The sequence below is a fragment of the Pseudomonas sp. SCB32 genome, from assembly GCF_009189165.1.
Classification (GTDB): Bacteria; Pseudomonadota; Gammaproteobacteria; order Pseudomonadales; family Pseudomonadaceae; genus Pseudomonas.
In genome coordinates this window covers 977,906-999,837 of record NZ_CP045118.1, presented here as the reverse complement: position 1 = coordinate 999,837, position 21,932 = coordinate 977,906, and the positions used below count along the sequence as shown (strand labels likewise).

At 64.2% G+C, this 21,932-nt stretch carries 23 protein-coding genes; 6 read left to right on the top strand and 17 right to left on the bottom strand.

Features of this window, described 5'->3' with window-relative positions; all coding sequences use genetic code 11:
* The first annotated feature begins 8 nt into the window (after window positions 1–8).
* Window positions 9–461 carry a type IV pilin protein gene (locus GA645_RS04770; protein WP_152220434.1) on the top strand — a complete coding sequence of 151 codons (453 nt, stop codon included), beginning with the start codon at window positions 9–11 and terminating at the stop codon, window positions 459–461.
* A 75-nt stretch (window positions 462–536) separates the two neighbouring features.
* Here the strand turns inward: GA645_RS04770 and ispH are convergent, their stop codons facing one another.
* From ispH to murJ, 6 genes are all read right to left on the bottom strand, one after another.
* Window positions 537–1,481: a 4-hydroxy-3-methylbut-2-enyl diphosphate reductase gene (gene ispH / locus GA645_RS04765; RefSeq protein ID WP_152220433.1), complete on the bottom strand. Its 945-nt coding sequence runs from the start codon at window positions 1,479–1,481 to the stop codon at window positions 537–539.
* 97 nt (window positions 1,482–1,578) lie between these two features.
* A complete protein-coding gene (gene fkpB, locus GA645_RS04760; protein WP_152220430.1) occupies window positions 1,579–2,031 on the bottom strand; it encodes an FKBP-type peptidyl-prolyl cis-trans isomerase in 453 nt (150 codons plus the stop codon).
* Complete coding sequence (lspA, locus tag GA645_RS04755; RefSeq protein WP_152220428.1) at window positions 2,024–2,527, bottom strand: signal peptidase II; 504 nt, start codon at window positions 2,525–2,527, stop codon at window positions 2,024–2,026. Before lspA ends, fkpB begins: the two co-directional genes overlap by 8 nt.
* Window positions 2,520–5,354 carry an isoleucine--tRNA ligase gene (gene ileS, locus GA645_RS04750; RefSeq protein ID WP_152220426.1) on the bottom strand — a complete coding sequence of 945 codons (2,835 nt, stop codon included), beginning with the start codon at window positions 5,352–5,354 and terminating at the stop codon, window positions 2,520–2,522. Before ileS ends, lspA begins: the two co-directional genes overlap by 8 nt.
* A 21-nt stretch (window positions 5,355–5,375) precedes the next feature.
* Window positions 5,376–6,314, bottom strand: a complete 939-nt coding sequence (ribF, locus tag GA645_RS04745; RefSeq protein WP_152220424.1) for a bifunctional riboflavin kinase/FAD synthetase — start codon at window positions 6,312–6,314, stop codon at window positions 5,376–5,378.
* 106 nt (window positions 6,315–6,420) lie between these two features.
* Window positions 6,421–7,959 carry a murein biosynthesis integral membrane protein MurJ gene (gene murJ, locus GA645_RS04740; protein ID WP_152220422.1) on the bottom strand — a complete coding sequence of 513 codons (1,539 nt, stop codon included), beginning with the start codon at window positions 7,957–7,959 and terminating at the stop codon, window positions 6,421–6,423.
* Between the two features lie 253 nt (window positions 7,960–8,212).
* Here murJ and rpsT point away from each other — a divergent pair, with 253 nt between their 5' ends.
* Complete coding sequence (gene rpsT, locus GA645_RS04735) at window positions 8,213–8,482, top strand: 30S ribosomal protein S20 (RefSeq protein WP_009617555.1); 270 nt, start codon at window positions 8,213–8,215, stop codon at window positions 8,480–8,482.
* Between the two features lie 140 nt (window positions 8,483–8,622).
* Here rpsT and GA645_RS04730 read toward each other — a convergent pair whose 3' ends face one another.
* From GA645_RS04730 to rplU, 5 genes are all read right to left on the bottom strand, one after another.
* Complete coding sequence (locus GA645_RS04730) at window positions 8,623–9,078, bottom strand: CreA family protein (protein WP_152220420.1); 456 nt, start codon at window positions 9,076–9,078, stop codon at window positions 8,623–8,625.
* A 10-nt stretch (window positions 9,079–9,088) separates the two neighbouring features.
* Window positions 9,089–10,207: a glutamate 5-kinase gene (proB, locus tag GA645_RS04725; protein WP_152220418.1), complete on the bottom strand. Its 1,119-nt coding sequence runs from the start codon at window positions 10,205–10,207 to the stop codon at window positions 9,089–9,091.
* A gap of 206 nt (window positions 10,208–10,413) precedes the next feature.
* Window positions 10,414–11,634 carry an Obg family GTPase CgtA gene (cgtA, locus tag GA645_RS04720; protein WP_152220416.1) on the bottom strand — a complete coding sequence of 407 codons (1,221 nt, stop codon included), beginning with the start codon at window positions 11,632–11,634 and terminating at the stop codon, window positions 10,414–10,416.
* Between the two features lie 159 nt (window positions 11,635–11,793).
* A complete protein-coding gene (gene rpmA, locus GA645_RS04715) occupies window positions 11,794–12,051 on the bottom strand; it encodes a 50S ribosomal protein L27 (protein ID WP_017521622.1) in 258 nt (85 codons plus the stop codon).
* A 24-nt stretch (window positions 12,052–12,075) separates the two neighbouring features.
* Window positions 12,076–12,387 carry a 50S ribosomal protein L21 gene (gene rplU / locus GA645_RS04710; protein ID WP_017521623.1) on the bottom strand — a complete coding sequence of 104 codons (312 nt, stop codon included), beginning with the start codon at window positions 12,385–12,387 and terminating at the stop codon, window positions 12,076–12,078.
* Between the two features lie 241 nt (window positions 12,388–12,628).
* On the opposite strand from rplU, the gene GA645_RS04705 reads away from it, so the two are divergent.
* Entirely contained in the window at window positions 12,629–13,597 is a 969-nt protein-coding gene (locus tag GA645_RS04705; protein ID WP_152220414.1) for a polyprenyl synthetase family protein, read from the top strand.
* Between the two features lie 171 nt (window positions 13,598–13,768).
* Window positions 13,769–13,993, top strand: coding sequence for a hypothetical protein (locus GA645_RS04700; protein ID WP_152220412.1), 225 nt, complete (start codon window positions 13,769–13,771; stop codon window positions 13,991–13,993).
* A 130-nt stretch (window positions 13,994–14,123) separates the two neighbouring features.
* Here the strand turns inward: GA645_RS04700 and GA645_RS04695 are convergent, their stop codons facing one another.
* From GA645_RS04695 to GA645_RS04670, 6 genes are all read right to left on the bottom strand, one after another.
* Entirely contained in the window at window positions 14,124–14,741 is a 618-nt protein-coding gene (locus GA645_RS04695; RefSeq protein WP_152220410.1) for an FKBP-type peptidyl-prolyl cis-trans isomerase, read from the bottom strand.
* 76 nt (window positions 14,742–14,817) lie between these two features.
* On the bottom strand, window positions 14,818–15,114 hold the full coding sequence (locus GA645_RS04690) for a DUF6482 family protein (RefSeq protein ID WP_152220408.1): 297 nt from the start codon (window positions 15,112–15,114) through the stop codon (window positions 14,818–14,820).
* 123 nt (window positions 15,115–15,237) lie between these two features.
* Window positions 15,238–15,732: a TIGR00645 family protein gene (locus GA645_RS04685; protein ID WP_152220406.1), complete on the bottom strand. Its 495-nt coding sequence runs from the start codon at window positions 15,730–15,732 to the stop codon at window positions 15,238–15,240.
* Between the two features lie 152 nt (window positions 15,733–15,884).
* Window positions 15,885–16,226, bottom strand: a complete 342-nt coding sequence (locus GA645_RS04680) for a hypothetical protein (RefSeq protein ID WP_152220404.1) — start codon at window positions 16,224–16,226, stop codon at window positions 15,885–15,887.
* A gap of 165 nt (window positions 16,227–16,391) precedes the next feature.
* On the bottom strand, window positions 16,392–18,869 hold the full coding sequence (locus GA645_RS04675; protein WP_152220402.1) for a Lon protease family protein: 2,478 nt from the start codon (window positions 18,867–18,869) through the stop codon (window positions 16,392–16,394).
* A 95-nt stretch (window positions 18,870–18,964) separates the two neighbouring features.
* Complete coding sequence (locus GA645_RS04670; protein ID WP_152220400.1) at window positions 18,965–19,288, bottom strand: TraR/DksA family transcriptional regulator; 324 nt, start codon at window positions 19,286–19,288, stop codon at window positions 18,965–18,967.
* A gap of 221 nt (window positions 19,289–19,509) precedes the next feature.
* On the opposite strand from GA645_RS04670, the gene GA645_RS04665 reads away from it, so the two are divergent.
* Window positions 19,510–19,998, top strand: a complete 489-nt coding sequence (locus tag GA645_RS04665) for a DUF3015 domain-containing protein (protein ID WP_152220398.1) — start codon at window positions 19,510–19,512, stop codon at window positions 19,996–19,998.
* 61 nt (window positions 19,999–20,059) lie between these two features.
* On the top strand, window positions 20,060–21,925 hold the full coding sequence (locus GA645_RS04660) for a DUF4105 domain-containing protein (RefSeq protein ID WP_152220396.1): 1,866 nt from the start codon (window positions 20,060–20,062) through the stop codon (window positions 21,923–21,925).
* Window positions 21,926–21,932 lie beyond the last annotated feature (7 nt).

The window sequence follows — 21,932 nt, the reverse complement described above, 5'->3', positions numbered from 1 at the left end:
AAGCAGTGATGTCCCCAGTTTTACCCAAGGCCGCCAGCCGGCAGCGCAACCGCGGTTTTACGCTGATCGAGCTGATGGTGGTGGTGGCGATCATCGCCATCATCTCCGCCGTGGCCTATCCGTCGTATCAGGAGTATGTGAGGAAGGCCAGGCGTGCCGATGCGCAGGCGTCGCTCATGGAGCTATCGCAGTTCATGGAGCGCTACTACACCGCCAACGGCCGCTACACCACCAGCGCGGACGCCGCCGTCGCCCTGCCCTTCACTGAGTCGCCCAAGGATTCCAGCTCCAAGTACTACACCCTGGCATTCACCGGAAGCCCGACGGCGACTACCTACGTACTGAGCGCAGCCCCCAAGGGCGCGATGGCCGGCGACAGCTGCGGAACCCTGACATTGAGCAATGCTGGCGTGAAAGGCCAAGGCAGTGGCGCCACCCTGAGCCAGTGCTGGCGCCGCTGACAGATAGCCGCCCATGAAAAAGCCCGATCACAGGATCGGGCTTTTTTGTCTCCGGGCTTCTATCTCCGGCCCTGTTCAGACCGCCTTGACCCGCAGCTCCTTGGGCATCGAGAAGGTGATGTTCTCCTCCCGGCCATCCAGCTCCACCTCGGGCTCGGCGCCCCAGTCGCGAAGCTGCTGGATTACACCGCGCACCAGCACTTCCGGCGCCGACGCACCAGCAGTGATGCCGATGCGCTGCACGCCATCGAACCACTCCTTCTTCAGGTCCTCGGCGCCATCGATCAGATAGCCCGGAGTGCCCATGCGTTCGGCCAGCTCGCGCAGGCGGTTGGAGTTGGAGCTGTTCGGGCTGCCGACTACAAGCACTACATCGCACTGGTCGGCCAATTCTTTCACCGCGTCCTGGCGGTTCTGGGTGGCGTAACAGATATCGTTCTTGCGCGGCCCCTGGATGTCCGGGAACTTGGCGCGCAAGGCGTCGATCACCTTGGAGGTATCATCCATGGACAGGGTGGTCTGGGTCACGAAGTGCAGTGCTTCGGGGTTGCGAACCTCCAGCGCGGCCACATCGGCCTCGTCTTCCACCAGATAGATGTCGCCGCCATTGGACGCATCGTACTGGCCCATGGTGCCTTCCACTTCCGGATGGCCTTCATGACCGATCAGGATGCACTCGTGGCCGTCGCGGCTGTAACGCACGACTTCCAGATGCACCTTGGTCACCAGCGGGCAGGTCGCATCGAAGACCTTCAGGCCACGGCTCTCGGCCTCCTTGCGCACGGCCTGGGAAACACCGTGGGCGCTGAAGATGACGATGGTGTCGTCCGGCACCTGGTCGAGTTCCTCGACGAAGACCGCTCCGCGATTGCGCAGGTTCTCCACCACGAACTTGTTGTGCACCACTTCATGGCGCACATAGATCGGCGGGCCGAACACATCGAGGGCGCGGTTGACGATCTCGATCGCCCGGTCGACGCCGGCGCAGAAGCCGCGGGGATTGGCGAGTTTGATTTGCATGGTGGCCTCGGGCGCTATGCAAGCCGGCCCACGAGGGGCCGGCAGGGATTCTTCACCTGGAGAGAAACAGCCCGCCAGTCGCGGGCCGTCCGCTCAATCAAGCCGGTTGTACATCGATGATATCGACTTCGAACGCGAGCGTTTTACCGGCCAGCGGATGGTTGAAGTCGATGGTGACGTGCTGTTCATCGAAGTCTTTGACGATGCCCGGCAGCTCGGTCTTGGCGGCGTCGTTGAAGATCACCAGCAGGCCCTCGGCCAGCTCCATGTCCTGGAACTGGTCGCGCGACATCACCTGAACGTTGGCCGGATTCGGCTGGCCGAATGCATGCTCCGGCTCGATGGTCAGGGTGCGTTTGTCACCTGCCTTGAGGCCGAACAGAGCCTGCTCGAAGCCCGGCAGCAGGTTGCCGTCGCCGACCTTGAAGGTGGCCGGCTGCTTGTCGAAGGTACTGTCGACGACGTTGCCGTCTTCCAGCTTCAGGGCGAAATGCAGGGTGACCTGGGTATCCGCACCGATGCGCTGAATGGTTTCAGAAGTCTCAGCCATGGGCGGTCTCTCCGGAATTCTTCGATTTGAACATGTCCAGCGCCAGCATGATGGCACCGACGGTGATGGCGCTGTCGGCCAGGTTGAACGCCGGGAAATACCAGCGGTTCTGCCAGTGCACGAGCACGAAGTCGACCACATGGCCAAGCACGATGCGGTCGTACAGGTTGCCCAGCGCACCACCCAGCACCAGGGTCAGGGCGATGGCCAGCCAGGTCTCGCCACGCTTCAGGCGCTTGAGCCAGACCACCAGCACGGCACTCACCACGATGGCGATCAGGGCGAACAGCCAGCGCTGCCAGCCGGAGCCGTCAGCCAGGAAGCTGAAGGCCGCGCCAGTGTTGTAGGCCAGGGTCCAGCTGAACAGATCGGGGATGACCACGATCTGCTGGTACATGCTCAGCTCGGCCTGGAAGAAGGCCTTGCTGACCTGGTCCAGCACGAACACCAGCACGGTGATCCACAGCCAGGGAAGACGGCCGAAACGATCAGGCATAGTGACGAACCTCGCCGGCGCCATCGATGTTCTCGACGCAGCGACTGCACAGTTCCGGGTGCGCAGCATGGCTGCCGACGTCTGCGCGGAAGTGCCAGCAACGGCCGCACTTCGCGTGGGCGGACTTGGCCACCTTCAGTTTCAGGCCCGGCAGCTCGCTGTCTACCGCGTCAGCCGGCGCATCGGCCAGCGGTGCGACAGTGGCGGCGGAGGTGATCAGCACGAAGCGCAGCTCGTTGCCCAGCTTCTCCAGGCGCTTGGCCAGGGAGTCTTCGGCGTAGAGGGTGATCTCGGCCTGCAGGTTGCCACCGATGGTCTTGGCGCTGCGCTGGTTCTCCAGCTCCTTGTTCACGGCAGCCTTGGCGGCCATGACTTCGTCCCAGTAGGCGCGGTCCAGCTCGGCGTCGGCCGGCAGTTCAGACAGGCCCTCGTACCAGGTAGTCAGCATCACCGACTCGGCGCGCTCGCCCGGCAGGAAGCTCCAGATTTCCTCGGCAGTGAACGCCAGGATCGGCGCGATCCAGCGCACCAGGGCCTCGGCGATGTGGAACAGCGCGGTCTGGCAGGAACGGCGGGCGACGCTGTTTTCCTGGGTGGTGTACTGGCGGTCCTTGATGATGTCCAGGTAGAAGCCGCCCAGCTCCTGCACGCAGAAGTTGTGCACCTTGGAGTAGACGTTCCAGAAGCGGTAGTCGCGGTAGGCCTCTTCCAGCTCGCGCTGCAGCAGCAGGGCGCGGTCGATGGCCCAGCGGTCCAGGGCCAGCAGCTGGTCGTTGGGCAGCAGGTCCTTGGCCGGGTCGAAGCCGGACAGGTTGGAGAGCAGGAAGCGCGCGGTGTTACGGATGCGGCGATAGGCATCGGCGCTGCGCTGCAGGATGGTCTGGGAGACCGCCATCTCGCCCGAGTAGTCGGTGGCGGAAACCCACAAGCGCAGGATGTCGGCGCCCAGGCTGTCGGTAACCTGCTGCGGGGCGATCACGTTGCCCAGCGACTTGGACATCTTGCGGCCCGACTCGTCCACGGTGAAGCCGTGGGTGAGCAGCTGGCGGTACGGCGCGTGGCCGTCGATGGCGCAGCCGGTCAGCAACGACGAGTGGAACCAGCCGCGGTGCTGGTCGGAGCCTTCCAGGTAGAGGTCGGCGGCCGGACCGCTGGCATGGCCCAGCTCGGCGTGGGAGCCGCGCAGCACGTGCCAGTGGGTGGTGCCGGAGTCGAACCAGACGTCCAGGGTGTCGTTGATCTTGTCGTACTGCGCGGCTTCATCGCCCAGCAGTTCGGCGGCGTCGAGCTTGAACCAGGCTTCGATGCCCGCGTTCTCGACACGCAGGGCTACCGCTTCCATCAGCTCGACGGTGCGCGGGTGCAGCTCGCCGGTGGCCTTGTGCAGGAAGAACGGGATCGGCACGCCCCAGTTGCGCTGACGCGAGATGCACCAGTCCGGACGGCCGGCGATCATGCCGTGCAGGCGCGCCTGGCCCCAGTTGGGCACGAAATCGGTTTCGGTGATGGCTTGCAGCGCGCGCTCACGCAGGGTGGCGCCGGCTTCGGGCTGCTTGTCCATGCCGACGAACCACTGCGCGGTGGCGCGGTAGATCAGCGGGGTCTTGTGGCGCCAGCAATGCATGTAGCTGTGGCTGATACTGGTGTGTTTGAGCAGCGCGCCGACTTCATCGAGCTTGGCGACGATCGCCGGGTTGGCCTTCCAGATGAACTGGCCGCCGAAGAACGGCAGGTCGGCCACGTAGACGCCATTGCTCTGCACGGGGCTGAGGATGTCGTCATTGCTCATGCCGTACTGCTTGCAGGTACGGAAGTCGTCCTCGCCGTAGGCCGGGGCGGAGTGAACCACGCCAGTGCCGGCGCCCAGCTCGACGTACTCGGCCAGGTAGACCGGCGAGAAGCGCTCGTAGAACGGGTGGCGGAAGCGGATCAGGTCCAGCGACTCGCCCTGGGCGGTGGCGATGACCTGGCCTTCCAGGCCGTAACGCGCAAGGCAGGACTCGACCAGTTCCTCGGCCAGCACCAGCAGGCGCGAGCCGGTGTCGACCAGCGCGTAGGTGAATTCAGGGTGGACGTTCAGCGCCTGGTTGGCCGGGATGGTCCACGGAGTGGTGGTCCAGATGACGATGGCGGCGGGCTTGGGCAGGCTGGCCAGGCCGAAGGCGGCGGCCAGCTTGTCAGCGTCTTCCACCGGGAAGGCGACGTCGATGGCGTCGGACTTCTTGTCGGCGTACTCGACTTCCGCCTCGGCCAGCGCCGAGCCACAGTCGAAGCACCAGTTCACCGGCTTCAGGCCCTTGAACACGAAGCCCTGCTTGACCATTTCCGCCAGGGCCCGGATCTCGCCGGCCTCGTTGGCGAACGCCATGGTCTTGTACGGGTTGTCCCACTCGCCCAGCACGCCCAGGCGGATGAAGTCGGCCTTCTGCCCTTCGATCTGCTCGGCGGCGTATTCGCGGCACAGTTCGCGGGTCTTGTCCGCCGGCAGGTTCTTGCCGTGGGTGGTCTCGACCTTGTGCTCGATCGGCAGGCCGTGGCAGTCCCAGCCCGGCACGTAGGGGGCGTCGTAGCCGGCCAGGGTCTTGGAGCGGACGATGATGTCCTTGAGGATCTTGTTGACCGCGTGACCGATGTGAATGCTGCCGTTGGCGTAGGGCGGGCCATCGTGCAGGATGAATTTCGGGCGACCTTCGCCAATCTTCCGCAGCTTCTGGTACAGGCCAATGTCGTTCCAGAGCTTCAGGGTCTGCGGCTCGCGCTGCGGCAGGCCGGCTTTCATCGGGAAGTCGGTTTCGGGAAGGTTCAGAGTGGCTTTGTAATCGGTCATCTCAGGGCCTGTTCAGGATCTTCAATCAAGCGGTTGGCCCAGCCAATAGGCCCGGGCGGCGGCGATGTCGGCGAGGATGGCCGCCTTGAGTGCCTCCAGCGAGGCAAAACGCTGCTCATCACGCAGCTTCTGGTGGAAAGTGATGTCCAGATGCTGGCCGTAAAGGTCGCCAGCGAAATCCAGCAGATGCACTTCCAGGTGGGGCCGGCCGTCGCCATTCACAGAAGGCCGGGTGCCGATGTTGGCAACCCCGTTACAGCGCTGGCCAGCCACCATCGTGCTGACCAGGTAAACCCCATTGAGCGGCGCCTTGCGACGCTTGAGCTGGATGTTCGCGGTGGGCGAACCCAGCGTACGGCCCAGCTTCTGCCCGTGCAGCACGCGGCCGCTCAGGCGATACGGACGCCCCAGCAGGCGCTCGACCCTTGGCAGGTCGCCGTCGGCCAGGTCCTTGCGGATGCGCGAGCTGCTCACGCGCATACCGTCGACCTCCACGGTGGTCGCGGCTTCGACGGTGAAACCCTGCTCCGCGCTGGCGTTGACCAGGAAGGCGAAGTCGCCGGAACGGTCGCAGCCGAAGCGGAAATCATCACCCACTTCCAGACGGCGGACCTGCAGGCCTTCCACCAATACCTGGCGGACGAACTCGGCGGCCGACAATTCGCGCAGACGGCGGTTGAAGGCCAGGCAGAGGACGAAATCGACGCCATACTGGCGCAGCAGCTCGAGTTTCTCGCGCAGACGGGTGAGACGCACCGGCGCGGCATCCGGCGCGAAGTACTCGCGCGGCTGCGGCTCGAAGATCACCACGCAGCTGGGCACGCCCAGCTCCAGCGAACGCTCGCGCAGACGCCCCAGGATCGCCTGGTGGCCGAGATGGACGCCGTCGAAATTACCGATGGTGGCGACACAGCCCCCGGACAGGGGCCGCAGGTTGTGAAGGCCTCGAAGCAGCTGCATAGCGCGCGTATTGCTCAGAAAGTGGTCGATTATACCCGCACCCGCCGCCATGCGACAGGCAAAATGCCGTCGCCGCAAACGGATGCAATGCTTTGCCCGGCGAAGGTTACAGCACCGCGCGGCGGGAGAAGTCCCGCAAGCGGAAGCCCAGGATCGCCAGCATACCGAAATAGGCGACCACACCGGCCACCACCAGCACGCCCAGGCGCACCAGGCGAATCGGCATACCGCCCTCGTCCCAGGCCGGCATGACATACATCATGCCGATCAGGACGGCACACATCACCAGTACAGATACCACCAATTTGGCGATGAACTTGCCCCAGCCCGGCTGCGGGTCGAACAACTGGTGCTTGCGCAGCTGCCAGTACAGCAGGCCGGCATTCAAGCAGGCCGCCAGGCTGATCGCCAGGGCCAGCCCGGCATGCTTGAGCGGGCCGATGAACACCAGGTTCATCAGCTGGGTGGAAACCAGGGTGAACAGCGCGATCTTCACCGGCGTCTTGATGTTCTGCCGCGCATAGAAGCCCGGCGCCAGCACCTTCACCAGGATGATACCGAGCAGGCCGACGGCGTAAGCGATCAGCGCGCGCTGGGTCATCAGTGCGTCATGGGCGCTGAACTTGCCGTACTGGAACAGCGCGACGGTCAGCGGCTCGGCGATCACCGCCAGCGCCAGGGAACAGGGCAGCACCAGCAGGAAGCACAGGCGCAGCCCCCAGTCCATCAGCCGCGAATACTCGTGGCGATCATCATTGGCGTAGGTCTTGGCCAACGACGGCAGCAGGATGGTACCCAGCGCCACACCCAGCACACCCGACGGCAGCTCCATCAGGCGATCGGCGTAGTACATCCAGGACACCGAACCCGCCACCAGGAAGGACGCGAAGATGGTGTTGATGATCAGCGAAATCTGGCTGACGGACACCCCGAGGATCGCCGGCCCCATCTGCTTGAGCACGCGCCAGACGCCCGAGTCGCGCAGGTTGACGCGCGGAAGTACCAGCATGCCGATCTTCTTCAGGTGCGGCAGCTGGTAGAGCAGCTGCGCCAGGCCGCCGGCCAGCACTGCCCAGCCCAGCGCCATGATCGGCGGGTCGAAGTACGGCGTGAGGAACAGCGCGAAGAGAATCATGCTGACGTTCAGCAGGGTCGGCACGAAGGCCGGCACCGAGAAGCGGTTCCAGGTGTTGAGGATCGCCCCCGCCAGCGAGGCCAGCGAGATCAACAGGATATAAGGGAAGGTCACCCGCAGCAGACTGCTGGTGAGCTGGAATTTCTCCGGCGAATCAACGAAACCCGGGGCCGTCACCCAGATCACCCAGGGCGCGGCGAGGATACCCAGCGCGGTAACCAGCGCCAGGATCAGCGTCAACAGGCCCGACACATAGGCGATGAAGGTGCGGGTCGCCTCCTCTCCTTGCTGGGTCTTGTACTCGGCCAGGATCGGTACGAAGGCCTGGGAAAATGCCCCCTCGGCGAAGATGCGGCGCAGCAGGTTGGGCAGCTTGAAGGCAACGAAGAATGCGTCGGTGGCCATGCCGGCGCCGAACATGCGCGCGACGATGGTATCGCGCACGAAGCCGAGCACCCGCGAGATCATGGTCATCGAGCTGACCGCGGCCAGCGACTTGAGTAGGTTCATAGCGTCCGAAACTGATAGAATGGCCGCCCCTGCCGGGCGCGGCACTGGCCCAGAGCGATTGCTCAGCCGCCAGGCGAAGCGCAGCAGTGTAGGGCCGCGGGGCGAATAAATCACCCCATCCGGCGGACAGCGCGTCCCCATCGCGCCACTCGTCGGAGGCTGCCCATACCCTTGACAAGGTCCTGATGCAACGGCATTATTCGCGGCCTTAATTTATTCGCAACATCCCAAGTTTTTTTCGAGGAGCTCGACGGTGGCCAACACACCTTCCGCCAAAAAACGCGCCAAACAGGCTGAGAAGCGTCGCAGCCACAACGCCAGCCTGCGTTCCATGGTTCGTACCTATATCAAGAACGTAGTCAAAGCAGTCGACGCCAAGGACCTGCCGAAGGCCCAGGCCGCTCTGGTTGCTGCTGTACCGGTTATCGACCGTATGGCTGACAAAGGCATCATCCACAAGAACAAGGCCGCTCGTCACAAGAGCCGCCTGAACGCCCACGTGAAGGCCCTGGCCACCGCGTAAGCGTTCCGTTCTTGAAAAACCGGCCCCAGGGCCGGTTTTTTATTGCCTGCGATTCAGCATTTGCGGGAGCTATCCACAGCACCCGCTTTCTCCAGGCAAAAAGAAAGGGCGGTCACCCACCCCTCTCACAACCTTCTCGCTTACTTCGTCGGCCACGGCATGATCGGAATCGCCGTCACCGCATTCTGCGGACTGCCTTCGATCACCCGGTCGCTGTAGACCAGATAGACCAGCGCGTTGCGTTTCTTGTCAAAGAAGCGCACCACCTGCATGGTTTTGAACACCAGCGAGGTACGCTGCTGAAACACCACCTCGCCATCCTTGAGCCCACCGACGAAGCGAATTGGCCCGACCTGGCGACAGGAGATCGACGCCTCGGCGCGATCCTCCGCCAACCCCAGCCCACCCTTCACACCACCGGTCTTGGCACGGGACAGATAGCAGCTGACGCCTTCCACCTTCGGATCGTCAAACGCCTCGACGACAATCTTGTCGTTCGGACCGACCCACTTGAAGACCGTGGAAACCTCGCCAATCTCCTCGGCGCTCGCCAGCATCGGCAGCAGCATCAGCGCCGCCATCAATCCCTTGCGCATGAACACCCCCTCAGACGAGCACCAGGTTGTCGCGATGGACCAACTCCGGACCATCCACATAGCCGAGCAGGCTTTCGATGGCATCGGTCGGCTGACCAATGATCTTCTGCGCCTCAAGGGCACTGTAGTTGGCCAGCCCGCGAGCGATTTCGCGCCCCTGCTGATCCACGCAGACGACCATTTCACCGCGACGGAAACTGCCCTGCACGGCCTTCACGCCGACCGGCAGCAAGCTCTTGTGATCCTGAGCCACCGCCTTTACCGCACCGTCGTCCAGCACCAGGGTGCCGCGCATCTGCAGATGACCGGCCAGCCATTGCTTGCGCGCCGCCTTGCGGCTCTGCTCCGGAGTCAACAGTGTGCCCAGGCGCTCGCCCGCACGCAGACGGTCCAGCACGCGCTCGATACGCCCACCAACGATCACTGTGTGCGCGCCGGAGCGCGCCGCCAGTCGCGCCGCGCGCAGCTTGGTCTGCATGCCGCCACGCCCCAGCGCACCGCCGGTACCACCAGCCACTGCGTCCAGGGCCGTATCATCGGCACGGGCCTCGAAAATCAGCTGGGCATCGGGATTGTTGCGTGGATCGGCATCGAACATGCCGTCACGGTCGGTAAGGATCACCAGCAGGTCGGCCTCGACCAGGTTGGCCACCAGCGCCGCCAGGGTGTCGTTGTCACCGAAGCGGATCTCGTCGGTGACAACGGTGTCGTTCTCGTTGATCACCGGGATCACACCGAGATCAACCAGCGTGCGCAGGGTATTGCGCCCGTTCAGGTAACGCTTGCGGTCCGAGAGGTCATCATGGGTCAACAGCACCTGGGCAGTCTGCAGACTGTGCACGCCAAAGCTGGACTCCCAGGCCTGCACCAGGCCCATCTGCCCCACTGCGGCGGCAGCCTGCAGCTCGTGCATGTCGCTAGGTCGGGAAACCCAACCCAGGCGGCTCATGCCCGCGGCAACGGCACCCGAAGACACCAGTACCAGCTCCACGCCCGCGCAATGCAGCGCGACCATCTGCTCGACCCATACCGCCATGGCATCGCGATCCAGACCGCGACCATCGGCGGTCAGCAACGCACTGCCAATCTTGACTACCCAGCGCTTGGCGCCAGTCACCTTCTCACGCATACCCACAACCCTAGAACCTGTCCAATGTCTGCCTGCGCTTACTCATGCTGCGTTAAAAGCAGGCTCAAAATGCTCATTTACCACTCGTAAACTGCGCTTTCTCGCCTGCTTTTGCCTTGCCTGAGTTGCGCTCGGCGAGACCTTGAACAGGCCCTAGAAGCCAGGCTTCACACGTTTTATTCGGAGAGCAGCGGGCGCCACTCCGATCAAGGCACGTAGAAGATTTCCGGCCCGTCGCCGTCGTCTTCGTCATCATCGAAATCATCGCCATCCAGATCATCGGCATTCTTCAGGCCGGCGCGACGCAGTGCACGGGCATCGTCCAGAGCCTGCAGACGGGCACGAGCCTCGTCTTCGATGCGCTGATCCAGGGCCGCCAGGGCTTCGCCGTAGGCCGGCTCCTCCTCGATACGCAGAGTGCGCTCGTCGAGGTACTTCATGATGTCCTGGCTCAGGGCCTCGGTGCCTTCGCGCTCCAGAGCGGAGATCACGTAGACCGGACCTTCCCAGCCCAGGCGCTCGACCACGGCCTGCTTGCGACGCTCCTGCTCCTCGGGCTCGAGGATCTGGTCCATCTTGTTCAGCACCAGCCAGCGATCACGCTCGGTCAGCGCCGGGCTGAATTTCTCCAGCTCGTTGACGATGGTTTCCGCAGCATCGGCGGGATCGCTCTCGTCCAGCGGCGCCATGTCGACGATGTGCAGCAGCAAGCGAGTACGCGCCAGGTGCTTGAGGAAGCGGATACCCAGGCCAGCGCCTTCGGCGGCACCCTCGATCAGACCGGGAATGTCGGCAACCACGAAGCTCTTGAAGCGACCGACGCTGACTACACCCAGGTTCGGCACCAGGGTGGTGAAGGGATAGTCGGCAACCTTCGGCTTGGCGGCGGACACCGCACGAATGAAGGTGCTCTTGCCAGCGTTCGGCAGACCGAGCAGACCGACGTCCGCCAGCACTTTCAGCTCCAGCTTGAGGTCGCGCGCTTCACCGGGCTTGCCCGGAGTGGTCTGGCGCGGCGCACGGTTGGTGCTGGACTTGAAGCGGGTGTTGCCCAGACCGTGCCAGCCGCCCTGAGCGACCATGATGCGCTGACCGGCAGTGGTCAGGTCACCAATGATTTCCTGGGTACCGGCATCGATGATGGTGGTACCGACCGGCACCGGCAGGACGAGATCGTCACCCTTGGCGCCGGTGCAGTCCTTGCTGCCGCCGTTCTCACCACGCTGGGCGTCGAAACGACGGGTGTAGCGGTAGTCCACCAGGGTATTCAGGTTCTCGTCGGCCTCGAGGAACACCGAGCCGCCGTCGCCACCGTCACCGCCGTTGGGACCGCCTTTCTCGATGAACTTCTCGCGGCGGAAGCTCATGAGGCCGTTGCCGCCGTCACCGGCTTTCACGTGGATGGATACTTCGTCGACGAATTTCATTGCGAACGCCTCCCGCAGCACCTGCGGGTTGAAAATAAGAAAAGGAGCATAGGATACAGCCAAGTCCGCGCAAACGCCCGAACCGGCAGCACCTCGCCTGGAAACGCCAGAAACAAAAAAGCCCCGTCGCGAGACAGGGCTTTTTCAGTGAGGGCTCGCTTAGGCAGCGACGACGCTTACGTAGCGACGGCCAAAGGCGCCTTTCACTTCGAACTTGATCACGCCGTCGACTTTAGCGAACAGGGTGTGATCCTTGCCCATGCCAACGCCGTAGCCAGCGTGGAACTGGGTGCCGCGCTGACGCACGATGATGTTGCCTGCTTTAACAGCCTGGCTGCCGAACAGCTTCACGCCAAGGCGTTTACTTTCGGAATCGCGGCCGTTGCGGGTACTACCGCCAGCTTTTTTGTGTGCCATGAGTCATTTCTCCTAAAAAAGGAATTAGGCCTGGATGCCGGTGATTTTGATTTCAGTGAACCACTGGCGGTGGCCCTGACGCTTCATGTGGTGCTTACGGCGGCGGAACTTGATGATGCGCACTTTGTCGTGACGACCGTGGGAAACCACTTCAGCGGTCACTTTCGCGCCTTCTACCACCGGCAGGCCGATCTTGACGTCATCGCCATTGGCAACCAGCAGAACGCGATCCAGGTTGATCGCTTCGCCGGTGGCAACGTCGAGTTTCTCGACCTTGAGGAATTCGCCTTCGGTGACTTTGTATTGCTTGCCACCAGTAACAATTACTGCGTACATCTGGATGTCTCCGTTAGACCTGCTCACCCGACGCTTTATAAAAAGAGGAATCGGTCGGCATGGCTGCATGGGGCCGGATAGGACGCCCGTGCAATTGCGTAAGGCAGGATATGCCAGGGAAGTTCGGGGCCGCGATTGTACGCAAACCCATGTCCCTGATCAAGCCTTCCGGGGGCTTGCCTTGACAGCCCTACCCCCGGCACCTAGCATGCCGCGCAATCTACGAGGAGCGCTGTCTTTGATGCAACCCCAGGCTTTCTATCGCGTGGTGGCGGACGACTTCACCGCCGTCGACGGAATCATCCGTCGCCAACTCACTTCCCGCGTTCCCCTGGTGGAAAAGATCGGCGACTACATCATCTCCGCCGGTGGCAAGCGCTTGCGCCCGCTGCTGGTGCTCCTCTCCGGCAAGGCCCTGGGCTATTCGGACGATGACCTGAAGCTGCTGGCCGCTACCATCGAATTCCTGCACACCTCCACCCTGCTGCACGACGACGTGGTCGACGCCTCCGGCCTGCGCCGGGGCCGCGCCACCGCCAACGCCCAGTGGGGCAACGCGCCGAGCGTTCTGGTGGGCGACTTCCTTTATGCGCGCTCCTTCGAAATGATGGTCGAACTGGGCTCCATGCCGGTGATGCGTATCATCTCCCAGGCCACCCGGGTGATCGCCGAAGGCGAAGTGCTGCAGCTGTCCAAGGTCCGCGACGCCAGCACCACCGAAGAAACCTACATGGAAGTCATCCGCGGCAAGACCGCGATGCTCTTCGAGGCCTCCACCCACAGCGCCGCCGCGCTGGCCGAGGCTCCGGCAGAACAATCCGAGGCGCTGCGCCTGTTCGGCGACGCCCTGGGCATCGCCTTCCAGCTGGTGGACGACCTGCTCGACTACCGCGGCGACGCCACCACCCTGGGCAAGAACGTCGGCGATGACCTCGCCGAAGGCAAGCCCACCCTGCCGCTGATCTTCACCATGCGCGAAGGCACGCCGGAACAGGCCAGCCTGGTGCGCAAGGCTATCCAGCAGGGCGGCAGCCAGGACCTGGAAGGCATCCGCGCCGCGGTGGAAGCCGCAGGCGCCCTGGACTACACCGCCAACCTGGCCCGTGAGTACGCCGCTCGCGCCATCGATTGCCTGAAGGCGCTGCCGGACAACGAATACCGCACCGCGCTGGCCGAACTGGCCGAGTTCGCCGTCGCCCGCACGCACTGATCCAGCACCACTCGAAGAAGCCCGCCCCGGTTCGCTGCGGCGGGCTTTTTAATGCTCGTCCGTTGACCGGAAGCAACAGTTCATCCCCTGCGCAAGAAAATCCGCGATAAAGACTTGCTATTGAGATAATAAGAATTATTCTCAATAGACATTTTGCACGGAGGAACTGCCATGACCTACTTGATCGACGCCTGGCTGGATCGCCCGCATCCTTATCTGCGCATCCTGCACCGGGACACCGGGGAAGTCTGTGCGGTACTTGAAGAAGAGGCCCTGGACGAGCTGCGCGAACAGGGCGGACTGGAGCTGTCGGAGCTGTCCACCAGCGAGCCGGGAGTGCTCAAGGAGCTGGTGCGCAACCTGTTCCTGTTCTGCTACGCCCGCGCACTGCGCTGAAGCCACTGGGCGGCGCCGGACGCGCCGCCGGTGCTCCGCTGCCCGGGAAGCGGATGCACAAAGGGGCGCCGGAGCGCCCCTTCTCCTGCGCAGTCGCCAGGGACGGCACTGCGCAGCGAACCTTCGGATATCAGAGGATATCCAGCAGCTCGACGTCGAACACCAGCACACTGTGTGGCGGGATGCTGCCGACCGCCTGGCCGCCATAGGCCAGCTCGCTCGGCACGTGCAGGCGCCACTTGCTGCCGGCGTTCATCAGCTGCAGGGCCTCGGTCCAGCCGGCAATCACGCCGCCCACCGGGAATTCGGCGGGCTGGCCGCGCTCGTAGGAGCTGTCGAACACAGTGCCGTCGACCAGGGTGCCGTGGTAGTGGGTACGCACGGTGTCTTCGCGGGAGGGCTTGGCGCCTTCGCCCGCCACCAGCACTTCGTACTGCAGGCCGGACGGCAGGGCAGTCACGCCTTCGCGCTTGGCGTTGTCCACCAGGTACTCGCGGCCAACAGCGGCGGCGGCCTCGGCTTTGGCCTGGGCTTCAGCCTGCATGCGCTCGCGGATCACCTGGAAGCTGGCGGACAGGGCGTCGGCCGGCACGCGGCTCTCGGAGCCTGCATAGGCGTCGGACAGGCCTGCCACGATGGCGTCGAGGGTCATGCCCGGAACCGGGTTCGAACGCAGCTGGTCGCCGAGCTGACGGCCGATGCCGTAGCTGACGCGGGCTTCGTCGGTGGAAAGGTTGAGTTCGCTCATGGCGGCGCTCCGCTGGGGGTTCAAAAAAGGGCCGCCAGCCTAGCACAGATGCACCGCCTCCCCCACCGCCGCAGGCCTAGTGCAGCGGGATGAGCACCCCATCACCGATATCGCGCTCGTCCTGCATGCCGACCATTTCGTCATGCACCACTGCATGCACCAGACGGAACGGGACTGCCGGCAAGGCATGCAGCAACTCGCGGGCATGGGCGACGGAGCGCACGCTGAGCACATGACCCAGCAAGTCCTGGACCGGGTAGTACCGGCTGCCCATCCGCGCCTCCAGCACATAGATATCGCCTTCCAGCGACACCAGGTTGATCTCGTCGATATCCCCGGCGAGGGAGCGATTGGTCAATTCCTGCAGGTTCACGGGGCACCTCCTGCACGTGGCTTCATGCAAAAGTCTTGTACAGCTGTCCGTCACCGCAAGCCGCAAATGCAGCCGCCCGTCCGTTTTGCAACGGCCTGGCGGCTTGGGAAGCACCAATCGGGATCAGTGGTCGTGGCGCGTAGCCTTGTCCAGGTATCCCATGGCGAACGCGGACAGGACGAAGGTGAGGTGGATAATCACGTACCACATCAGCTTGTTGTCTTCGATGTTCCTGGCGTCCATGAAAATGCGCAGCAGATGGATCGAGGAAATCGCCACGATGGAGGCGGCCACCTTGTTCTTCAGCGAACTGGCGTCCATCTTGCCCAGCCAGCTGAGCTTCTCCTTGCTCTCGTCGATGTCCAACTGGGAGACGAAGTTCTCGTAGCCGGAGAACATCACCATCACCAGCAGGCCGCCAACCAGCGCCATGTCGATGAGCGACAACAACACCAGGATCAGGTCCGCCTCGGCGATCGTGAAGATGCTCGGCAGGATGTGGAAGATTTCCTGGAAGAACTTGATGGTCAGGGCCAGCAGCGCCAGCGACAGGCCGATATAGATCGGCGCCAGCAGCCAGCGGGCGGCGTACAGGGAGTTTTCGACGAAACGTTCCATGGATCTCGCGGGATTATTCGAAAAGATTGGAAGTATAGCGAAGGCACTTTCCGAGCTGCCGCGCATTTCTGTGGGCAAATATGTCGACCGCCGCGAATCGGCAGACAAAAGCCAGGCGCGACGAGCATCCGTTGCCTATGCAGAAATCCGCATCAGGATTCCGGACGGAACTGATAATTCCCGAGATGGCGGCAGCGCTCACCATTCAGGCGGCGTAGCTCGGCCTGCAGGTGCAGTTGCCAGATCGGCGGGTCGGACGCCTCGACATAGCCCTGCTGGGCCAGGCAGTCGGAAATCGCACCGAGCACGCCTTCAGCGACGAAGGGGCCGAAGAACGGGCCCTGCGCTTTGATGGCGGTGGGTTGCGCACCGGCCATGCCGGCCGCACACAACAAGGTCCAGAGTCCATTCTCTCCGGCCAGCGGCCTGATCGCGCATTCGATGCGCGTGGTCAGCCCCAGACAAGGGCGGATAAGGCAGAGGTTACGCGGCATGGCGGCACCCTCGCGGTGGTCCTGAGTCCGAGACTACACCCAGGTTCCGACCGACGAAAGCGCCGATTTATCCACGCCGGCTGTGGATAAGCATGTGAACTGCGTGGGGGCAGCAGCACCGAAGCGCCGCCCCGCGCGGTGCGGAGGCGGCTGATCAGGTTCTGCTCAGTCGGCGTCCTTCTTCTTGCGCGCCCGCTCCTTCTCCACCGGAGCCTTCGCCGCCTTGGCCTTCGCCACGGTTTCCTTGACCGGCTTTTCCTTCTCGTCCTCCTCCATGCCCAGCTCGGAGATTTCCTTCAGACGCTCAACGACACGGGCATTCACGCTGTCTTTCGGGAAGTTGCCCTTGGCGTCCGGCGCACCGGCCGGTTGGCCGACCAGCAGGCTCAACGCCTCGTCGGCCTGGCGGACCGCGTAGATATGGAACTGACCGTTGCGCACCGCCTGCAGCACACGCTCATCCAGCATCAGGGTGCTGACGTTGGAGCGCGGGATGATCACCCCCTGCTCGCCGGTCAGGCCGCGGGCCTCGCAGAGACGGAAGAAGCCTTCGATTTTCTCGTTGACCCCGCCGACCGCCTGCACCTCGCCGAACTGGTTGATCGAGCCGGTGATGGCGAAGCATTGGCGCAGCGGCGTGCGCGACAACGCGGAGATCAGCGTGCAGACCTCGCCGAGCGAGGCACTGTCGCCGTCGACATAGCCGTAGGACTGCTCCAGAGCGATGCTCGCGGAAATCTCCAGCGGGAACTCCTGTGCATAGCGGCTGCCCAGGTAGCCGGTGAGGATCATCACGCCCTTGGAGTGGATCGGCTGGCCGAGGCTCACTTCGCGCTCGATATCGACGATACCGCTGCCGCCGGGGTAGACGGTGGCGGAAATCCGCGCCGGCACGCCGAACGCCGAATCACCGACTTCCAGCACCGTCAGGCCGTTGCATTTGCCGACGGCGGCACCTTCGGTGTCGATCAGGATGATGCCGGCCAGCATGTCGTCGAGGATGCGTCCTGACACTCGACCGGTGCGAGTCTCCTTGGCCTTCAGGGCGCGTTCGATATGGCCGAGGTCAGTCACCTCCTCGTTCGCCAGCTGACGGATGAAGTCCGCTTCGCTGACCAACTGGAACAGGTCGCTGATACGCGCGGACAGGCGTCCCTGGTGCTCGGCCAGGCGCGCGCTGTAGGTCGCCAGGCGAGCGACGGCGGCACTGGTCAGCGGCGCCAGACCCTCTTCCGAGGTGCGGGTCTTCAGCAATTGGGCGAACTGTTCGAGGCTGTCCTCGCCCAGCGGGATGTCCTCGTCGAAATCCACCAGGACGCGGAACATCTCCTGGAAGTCCGGGTCCAGGTCCTGCAGCGTGTAATAGATCTGCCGCGAACCGATGATGATCACCTTGATGTTCAGCGGGATCACCTGCGGCGTCAGGCTCATGGCCGCCAGGCGGCCCAGTTCGGCCAGCGGCGATTCCATCTTCAGCTGGCGCGAATGCAGCGCGCGCTTGAGCGCATCCCAGACGAATGGCTCGCTGAGCAGCTTCTCAGCCTCCAGCACCAGGAAGCCGCCATTGGCTCGGTGCAGTGCGCCCGAACGCAGCTGCCGGTAGCTGGTGTACAGCGCGCCCTGGTCGGAGGCGTACTCGATGCGGCCGAACAGGTTGTCGTAGGTCGGATGCGACTCGAAGATCACCGGCGCGCCACTGGTGGAGTGGTGGCCGATCACCTGATTGGGCGCGTACTGCTCTTCCAGGCTCTGCTTGCGCTGTGGGTCGGTGCGCTCGGCGTCCACCAGCTGGTCGACCACGGTCTTCAGCAGGTTCAGCTGCATGGCCTGCAGATAGGCGCTGACGCCGGAGTTGTTGTTGTACTTCTCCACCAGCGGCGCCAGCAGCGGCTGCAGCGCCAGGGTGATGGTTTCCTCGTTGAGATGGCGCAGCTGATTGCTGGACTCGCGCTTCCATTGCGGCAGGCTGGCCAGCTCCTCGTTGAGGTGCTCTTCCAGCGTGGCGATGTCGGCGTGGAAGCGCTCGCGCTCGGCCTCGGGGAGCTGGGCGAATTCCGCCTCGTCCAGCGCCTTGCCCTCGCTCATCGGGGTGAAGGCGATGTTGGCGCTGTCGCGGTACAGCGCGACGTCCTTCTCCAGCGCCAGGCGCTCGACGGTGTCCAGGGCCTTGTCGTAGCGCTGGTTGAAGGCGCGGTCGATGGCGCTCTTCTTCTGCTGATAAGCCGGACTCTCGAACACCGAGGGGAAGGTCGAGAGCAGGTTTTCGATCAGGTGATCGAGATCGGCGCCGAAGTCCGCCGCGCTGCCCGGCGGCAGCTCGATGGCGCGCGGCTCGCGGGACTCGTCGAAATTATTGACGTAGACCCAGTCCGCCGGCGTGGGCAGACGCTTGCCTTCGGCCTTCAGGTAGCGCTGCACGAACGAGAAGCGACCGGTGCCCGGTTCGCCCATGACGAACACGTTGTACCCCGGACGCGGCATCGCCACGCCGAACTGCAAGGCCTCCACCGCACGCTCCTGGCCGAGTACGCCGAGGAAGGGCTCCAGTTCGTCGGTGGTGGTGAAGGGGAATTGTTCGGGGAAGAAGGGACGGGTCAGTTCATCGGGCGCCAGGCGCAGGCCTGCAGCAACGGAATCGGGCATCGGAAGTCCTTGCTTCGTGCGGCGCAAGGCCGCGGAGATTTGACCGCATTCTCGCGCCGCCCGCGCGCCACTGGCAAGGCAGTAATGGTGACAGTTCAGCCCACTTCATCGGCGCAGCGCAGGCAGTGCTCCGCCGCCGGCAGCGCCTGCAGCCGGCGCGCTTCGATCGGTTCTCCACAGCGCGCGCAGAAACCATAGGTGCCGTCCGCCAGGCGCAGGCGCGCCAAGCCGACCAGCCGCATGCCCGCCTCCGCTTCCGCCAGCAGCGCGCGCAGGACGTCGTCGTTCTGCCGCTGCTGGGCCTGCTCGGCGAAATCCGGCGAATGGGTCCGGCCGAGATCGCGACGGATCGCCTCGGCCCGCCGGGAATACTCCTGCGCCAGTTGATCCAGGCTGGGGCGCGGATCGAAATCGGCCATGACGACCTCCTTGCAAGGGGAACTCCTTCAAGTGTGGCCCGTTCCAAGACAACCGCCGCTGATGCCGATCAATAACCTGCCGGCAGGCGGGCGGAAGCCCGGATGCGCCGCACAGCTGTGCACCGGTTTCCTTGACACCCTCGTTTCATTCCTAAAAGCTTCAATCGGCGCTGTTTGCTGTCAGCGACACCTGCCCGTACTTAAGAAAGAGAGAAAAAACGATGAAAAGGATTCTGATCGGTACCCTCCTCGCCACCGCCTCCCTCAGTGCTCTGGCCGACGCTCCCGGCAGCGACGGCTGCGGCTGGGGCAACATGCTCTTCAAGGGCCAGCGCGGCACCGCTACCCACGTTCTGGCCGCTACCACCAACGGCACCAGCGGCAACAACACCTTCGGCATGACCACTGGCACCAACGGCTGCCACACCAATGGTGCGCTGACCTACGGCGGCAAGCCGATGATCGTACTCAGCGGCATGATGGACGAGCTGTCTGAAGACATGGCCAAGGGCAACGGCGAAGCCCTGACCACCTACGCCGTGGTTCTGGGTGTGGCGCCGCAGGATCGCGCCCACTTCGCCGAAGTGACCCACCAGCACTTCGCCCAGATCTTCGACAAGTCCAACGTCACCGCGGAAGACGTGTACGCCAACACCCAGGCTGTCCTGAAGCAGGATGCCCAGCTGGCCAAGTACGCCGAACAGGCCTGACGGCCGCGCGCGAGCCCACCGCCACGGTGGGCTCACTCCTCCTCTCCCAGTAGTTCCCTCCATGCCCAAACGCCTGTTGCCCTGGATGGCGCTGTGCGCCTGCACCCCACTGTTCGCCGCGCCGCAGATCGATCCGCAACGCCTGCAGGCCCTGGCCAGCGAACCCTACTGGCTCGCGCTGGGTCACTACGAGCACGCCCGGCTGGACGGCTGGCGCAGCTTCGTCGACGACCCGAAGTTCTTCCTCGCCACCGACGGTGAGCAGCACCCGGACGCCGAACTGGCCGCCACCGTGAAAGCGCTCTACGCGCCCGCCGAACTCGGCGACAAGCACGCCCAGTGCGTCTACCCGGCGCGCACCCGCTGGCTGCGCCAGCAGCTGCAACTCGACGACCTGCCGCAAGTGACCTGCCAGGAGTACAAGACCTGGTACACCGACATCAATCCGCACAGCGCGGTGCTGGTGTTCCCGGCGGCGTACCTGAACAGCCCGTCCTCGATGTTCGGCCACACCCTGCTGCGCATCGACCAGGCCGACGTCGACGCCGACCACACCGCTCTGCTGAGCTATGCGCTGAACTTCGGCGCCTACATCGAGGGCATGGACAACAGCATCCTCTACGCCTGGAAAGGCCTGATGGGCGGCTACCCCGGCCTGTTCGCCCTGGTGCCGTACCGCGAGAAGCTCTCCGAGTACAGCCGACTGGAGAACCGCGACCTCTGGGAGTACCGGCTGAACCTCACGCCCGAGGAAACCGGGCGGATGGTCGAGCACGTCTGGGAGCTCAAGCAGGTCCGCTTCAAGTACTACTTCTTCGACGAGAACTGTTCGTTCCGTCTGCTGGAGCTGCTGGAGATCGCCCGCCCGGGCACCGAACTCACCGACCAGTTCCCGCTCACCGCCATCCCCACCGACACCGTTCGCGCGGTGAAGAACGCCGAGATGATCGACCGCATCGACTACCGCCCCTCTCGCGAGCGCGAACTGCTCGCCCGCGGCGCGCCACTGAGCCACGACGAAAAGCTCCTGGCACGCAGCATGGCGGACGACGACCGACTGCTCGACAGCCCCGAATTCAAGGCCCTGCCCGTCGACCGCCAGGCACTGGTGCAGGACACCGCGTTCCGCCTGGTGCGCTACCGCGCCACCGGCCACGAGCGTGATGACGCCACGGCATCGCGCAGCTACAACCTGCTCAGGGCCATCAACCAGAATCCGCCTCCGGTCCTGACGGTGGAGCGCCCCGGCCAGCCGGAGGACGGCCATGAGTCGCGCACCTGGCAGCTCGGCGCCGGCAGCCGCGATGGCGAAGCCTTTGCCCAGTACGGCCTGCGCCTGGCCTACCACGACCTCGCCGACAACCAGTATGGCTTCCCCCTCGGCGCGCAGATCGAGCTCGGCCAGCTGAAGCTGCGCCAATACGAGGGCAATCGCTGGCAGTTGCAGCAACTGGACCTGGTCACCATCCGCTCGATGACGCCGCGCAACGAGTTGCTGCTGCCGCTCTCCTGGCAGGTATCCGGCGGCTGGGAGCGCGTGCTCGGCAAACACAGCGACGAGGATCACGACACCCTCGTCGGCCATCTCAATGGCGGCGCCGGCGGCAGCTGGAAACTGACCGATGACCTGCAGGCCTATGCCCTGGGCACCGCGCGGATCGAGAACAACCCGGACTTCGCCCCGACCATCGCCCCAGCGCTGGGCTTCGACACCGGCGTGCTGTGGAGCAATCCGCTGGGCAACCTGACCCTCGAGGCGAAGGGCGACTACTTCCACACCGGCGAAGTCCGCCGCAACCTGAGCTTCGGCCAGCAGGTGGATCTGGGCCGCAACCTTGGCCTGCGCCTGTCGGCCCAGCGCGAGTTCAGCCAGCTGGCCACCCCGGTCAACGAAGTGATGCTGGAGCTGCGCTGGTACCACTACTGAGGCGGGA

Bases quoted from the DNA above. Each gene is read 5' to 3' on its own strand.
- GA645_RS04770 (WP_152220434.1), top strand. From the start codon at position 9: ATGTCCCCAGTTTTACCCAAGGCCGCCAGCCGGCAGCGCAACCGCGGT.
- ispH (WP_152220433.1), bottom strand. From the start codon at position 1,481: ATGCAAATCAAACTCGCCAATCCCCGCGGCTTCTGCGCCGGCGTCGAC.
- fkpB (WP_152220430.1), bottom strand. From the start codon at position 2,031: ATGGCTGAGACTTCTGAAACCATTCAGCGCATCGGTGCGGATACCCAG.
- lspA (WP_152220428.1), bottom strand. From the start codon at position 2,527: ATGCCTGATCGTTTCGGCCGTCTTCCCTGGCTGTGGATCACCGTGCTG.
- ileS (WP_152220426.1), bottom strand. From the start codon at position 5,354: ATGACCGATTACAAAGCCACTCTGAACCTTCCCGAAACCGACTTCCCG.
- ribF (WP_152220424.1), bottom strand. From the start codon at position 6,314: ATGCAGCTGCTTCGAGGCCTTCACAACCTGCGGCCCCTGTCCGGGGGC.
- murJ (WP_152220422.1), bottom strand. From the start codon at position 7,959: ATGAACCTACTCAAGTCGCTGGCCGCGGTCAGCTCGATGACCATGATC.
- GA645_RS04730 (WP_152220420.1), bottom strand. From the start codon at position 9,078: ATGCGCAAGGGATTGATGGCGGCGCTGATGCTGCTGCCGATGCTGGCG.
- proB (WP_152220418.1), bottom strand. From the start codon at position 10,207: ATGCGTGAGAAGGTGACTGGCGCCAAGCGCTGGGTAGTCAAGATTGGC.
- cgtA (WP_152220416.1), bottom strand. From the start codon at position 11,634: ATGAAATTCGTCGACGAAGTATCCATCCACGTGAAAGCCGGTGACGGC.
- rpmA (WP_017521622.1), bottom strand. From the start codon at position 12,051: ATGGCACACAAAAAAGCTGGCGGTAGTACCCGCAACGGCCGCGATTCC.
- rplU (WP_017521623.1), bottom strand. From the start codon at position 12,387: ATGTACGCAGTAATTGTTACTGGTGGCAAGCAATACAAAGTCACCGAA.
- GA645_RS04705 (WP_152220414.1), top strand. From the start codon at position 12,629: ATGCAACCCCAGGCTTTCTATCGCGTGGTGGCGGACGACTTCACCGCC.
- GA645_RS04700 (WP_152220412.1), top strand. From the start codon at position 13,769: ATGACCTACTTGATCGACGCCTGGCTGGATCGCCCGCATCCTTATCTG.
- GA645_RS04695 (WP_152220410.1), bottom strand. From the start codon at position 14,741: ATGAGCGAACTCAACCTTTCCACCGACGAAGCCCGCGTCAGCTACGGC.
- GA645_RS04685 (WP_152220406.1), bottom strand. From the start codon at position 15,732: ATGGAACGTTTCGTCGAAAACTCCCTGTACGCCGCCCGCTGGCTGCTG.
- GA645_RS04680 (WP_152220404.1), bottom strand. From the start codon at position 16,226: ATGCCGCGTAACCTCTGCCTTATCCGCCCTTGTCTGGGGCTGACCACG.
- GA645_RS04675 (WP_152220402.1), bottom strand. From the start codon at position 18,869: ATGCCCGATTCCGTTGCTGCAGGCCTGCGCCTGGCGCCCGATGAACTG.
- GA645_RS04670 (WP_152220400.1), bottom strand. From the start codon at position 19,288: ATGGCCGATTTCGATCCGCGCCCCAGCCTGGATCAACTGGCGCAGGAG.
- GA645_RS04665 (WP_152220398.1), top strand. From the start codon at position 19,510: ATGAAAAGGATTCTGATCGGTACCCTCCTCGCCACCGCCTCCCTCAGT.
- GA645_RS04660 (WP_152220396.1), top strand. From the start codon at position 20,060: ATGCCCAAACGCCTGTTGCCCTGGATGGCGCTGTGCGCCTGCACCCCA.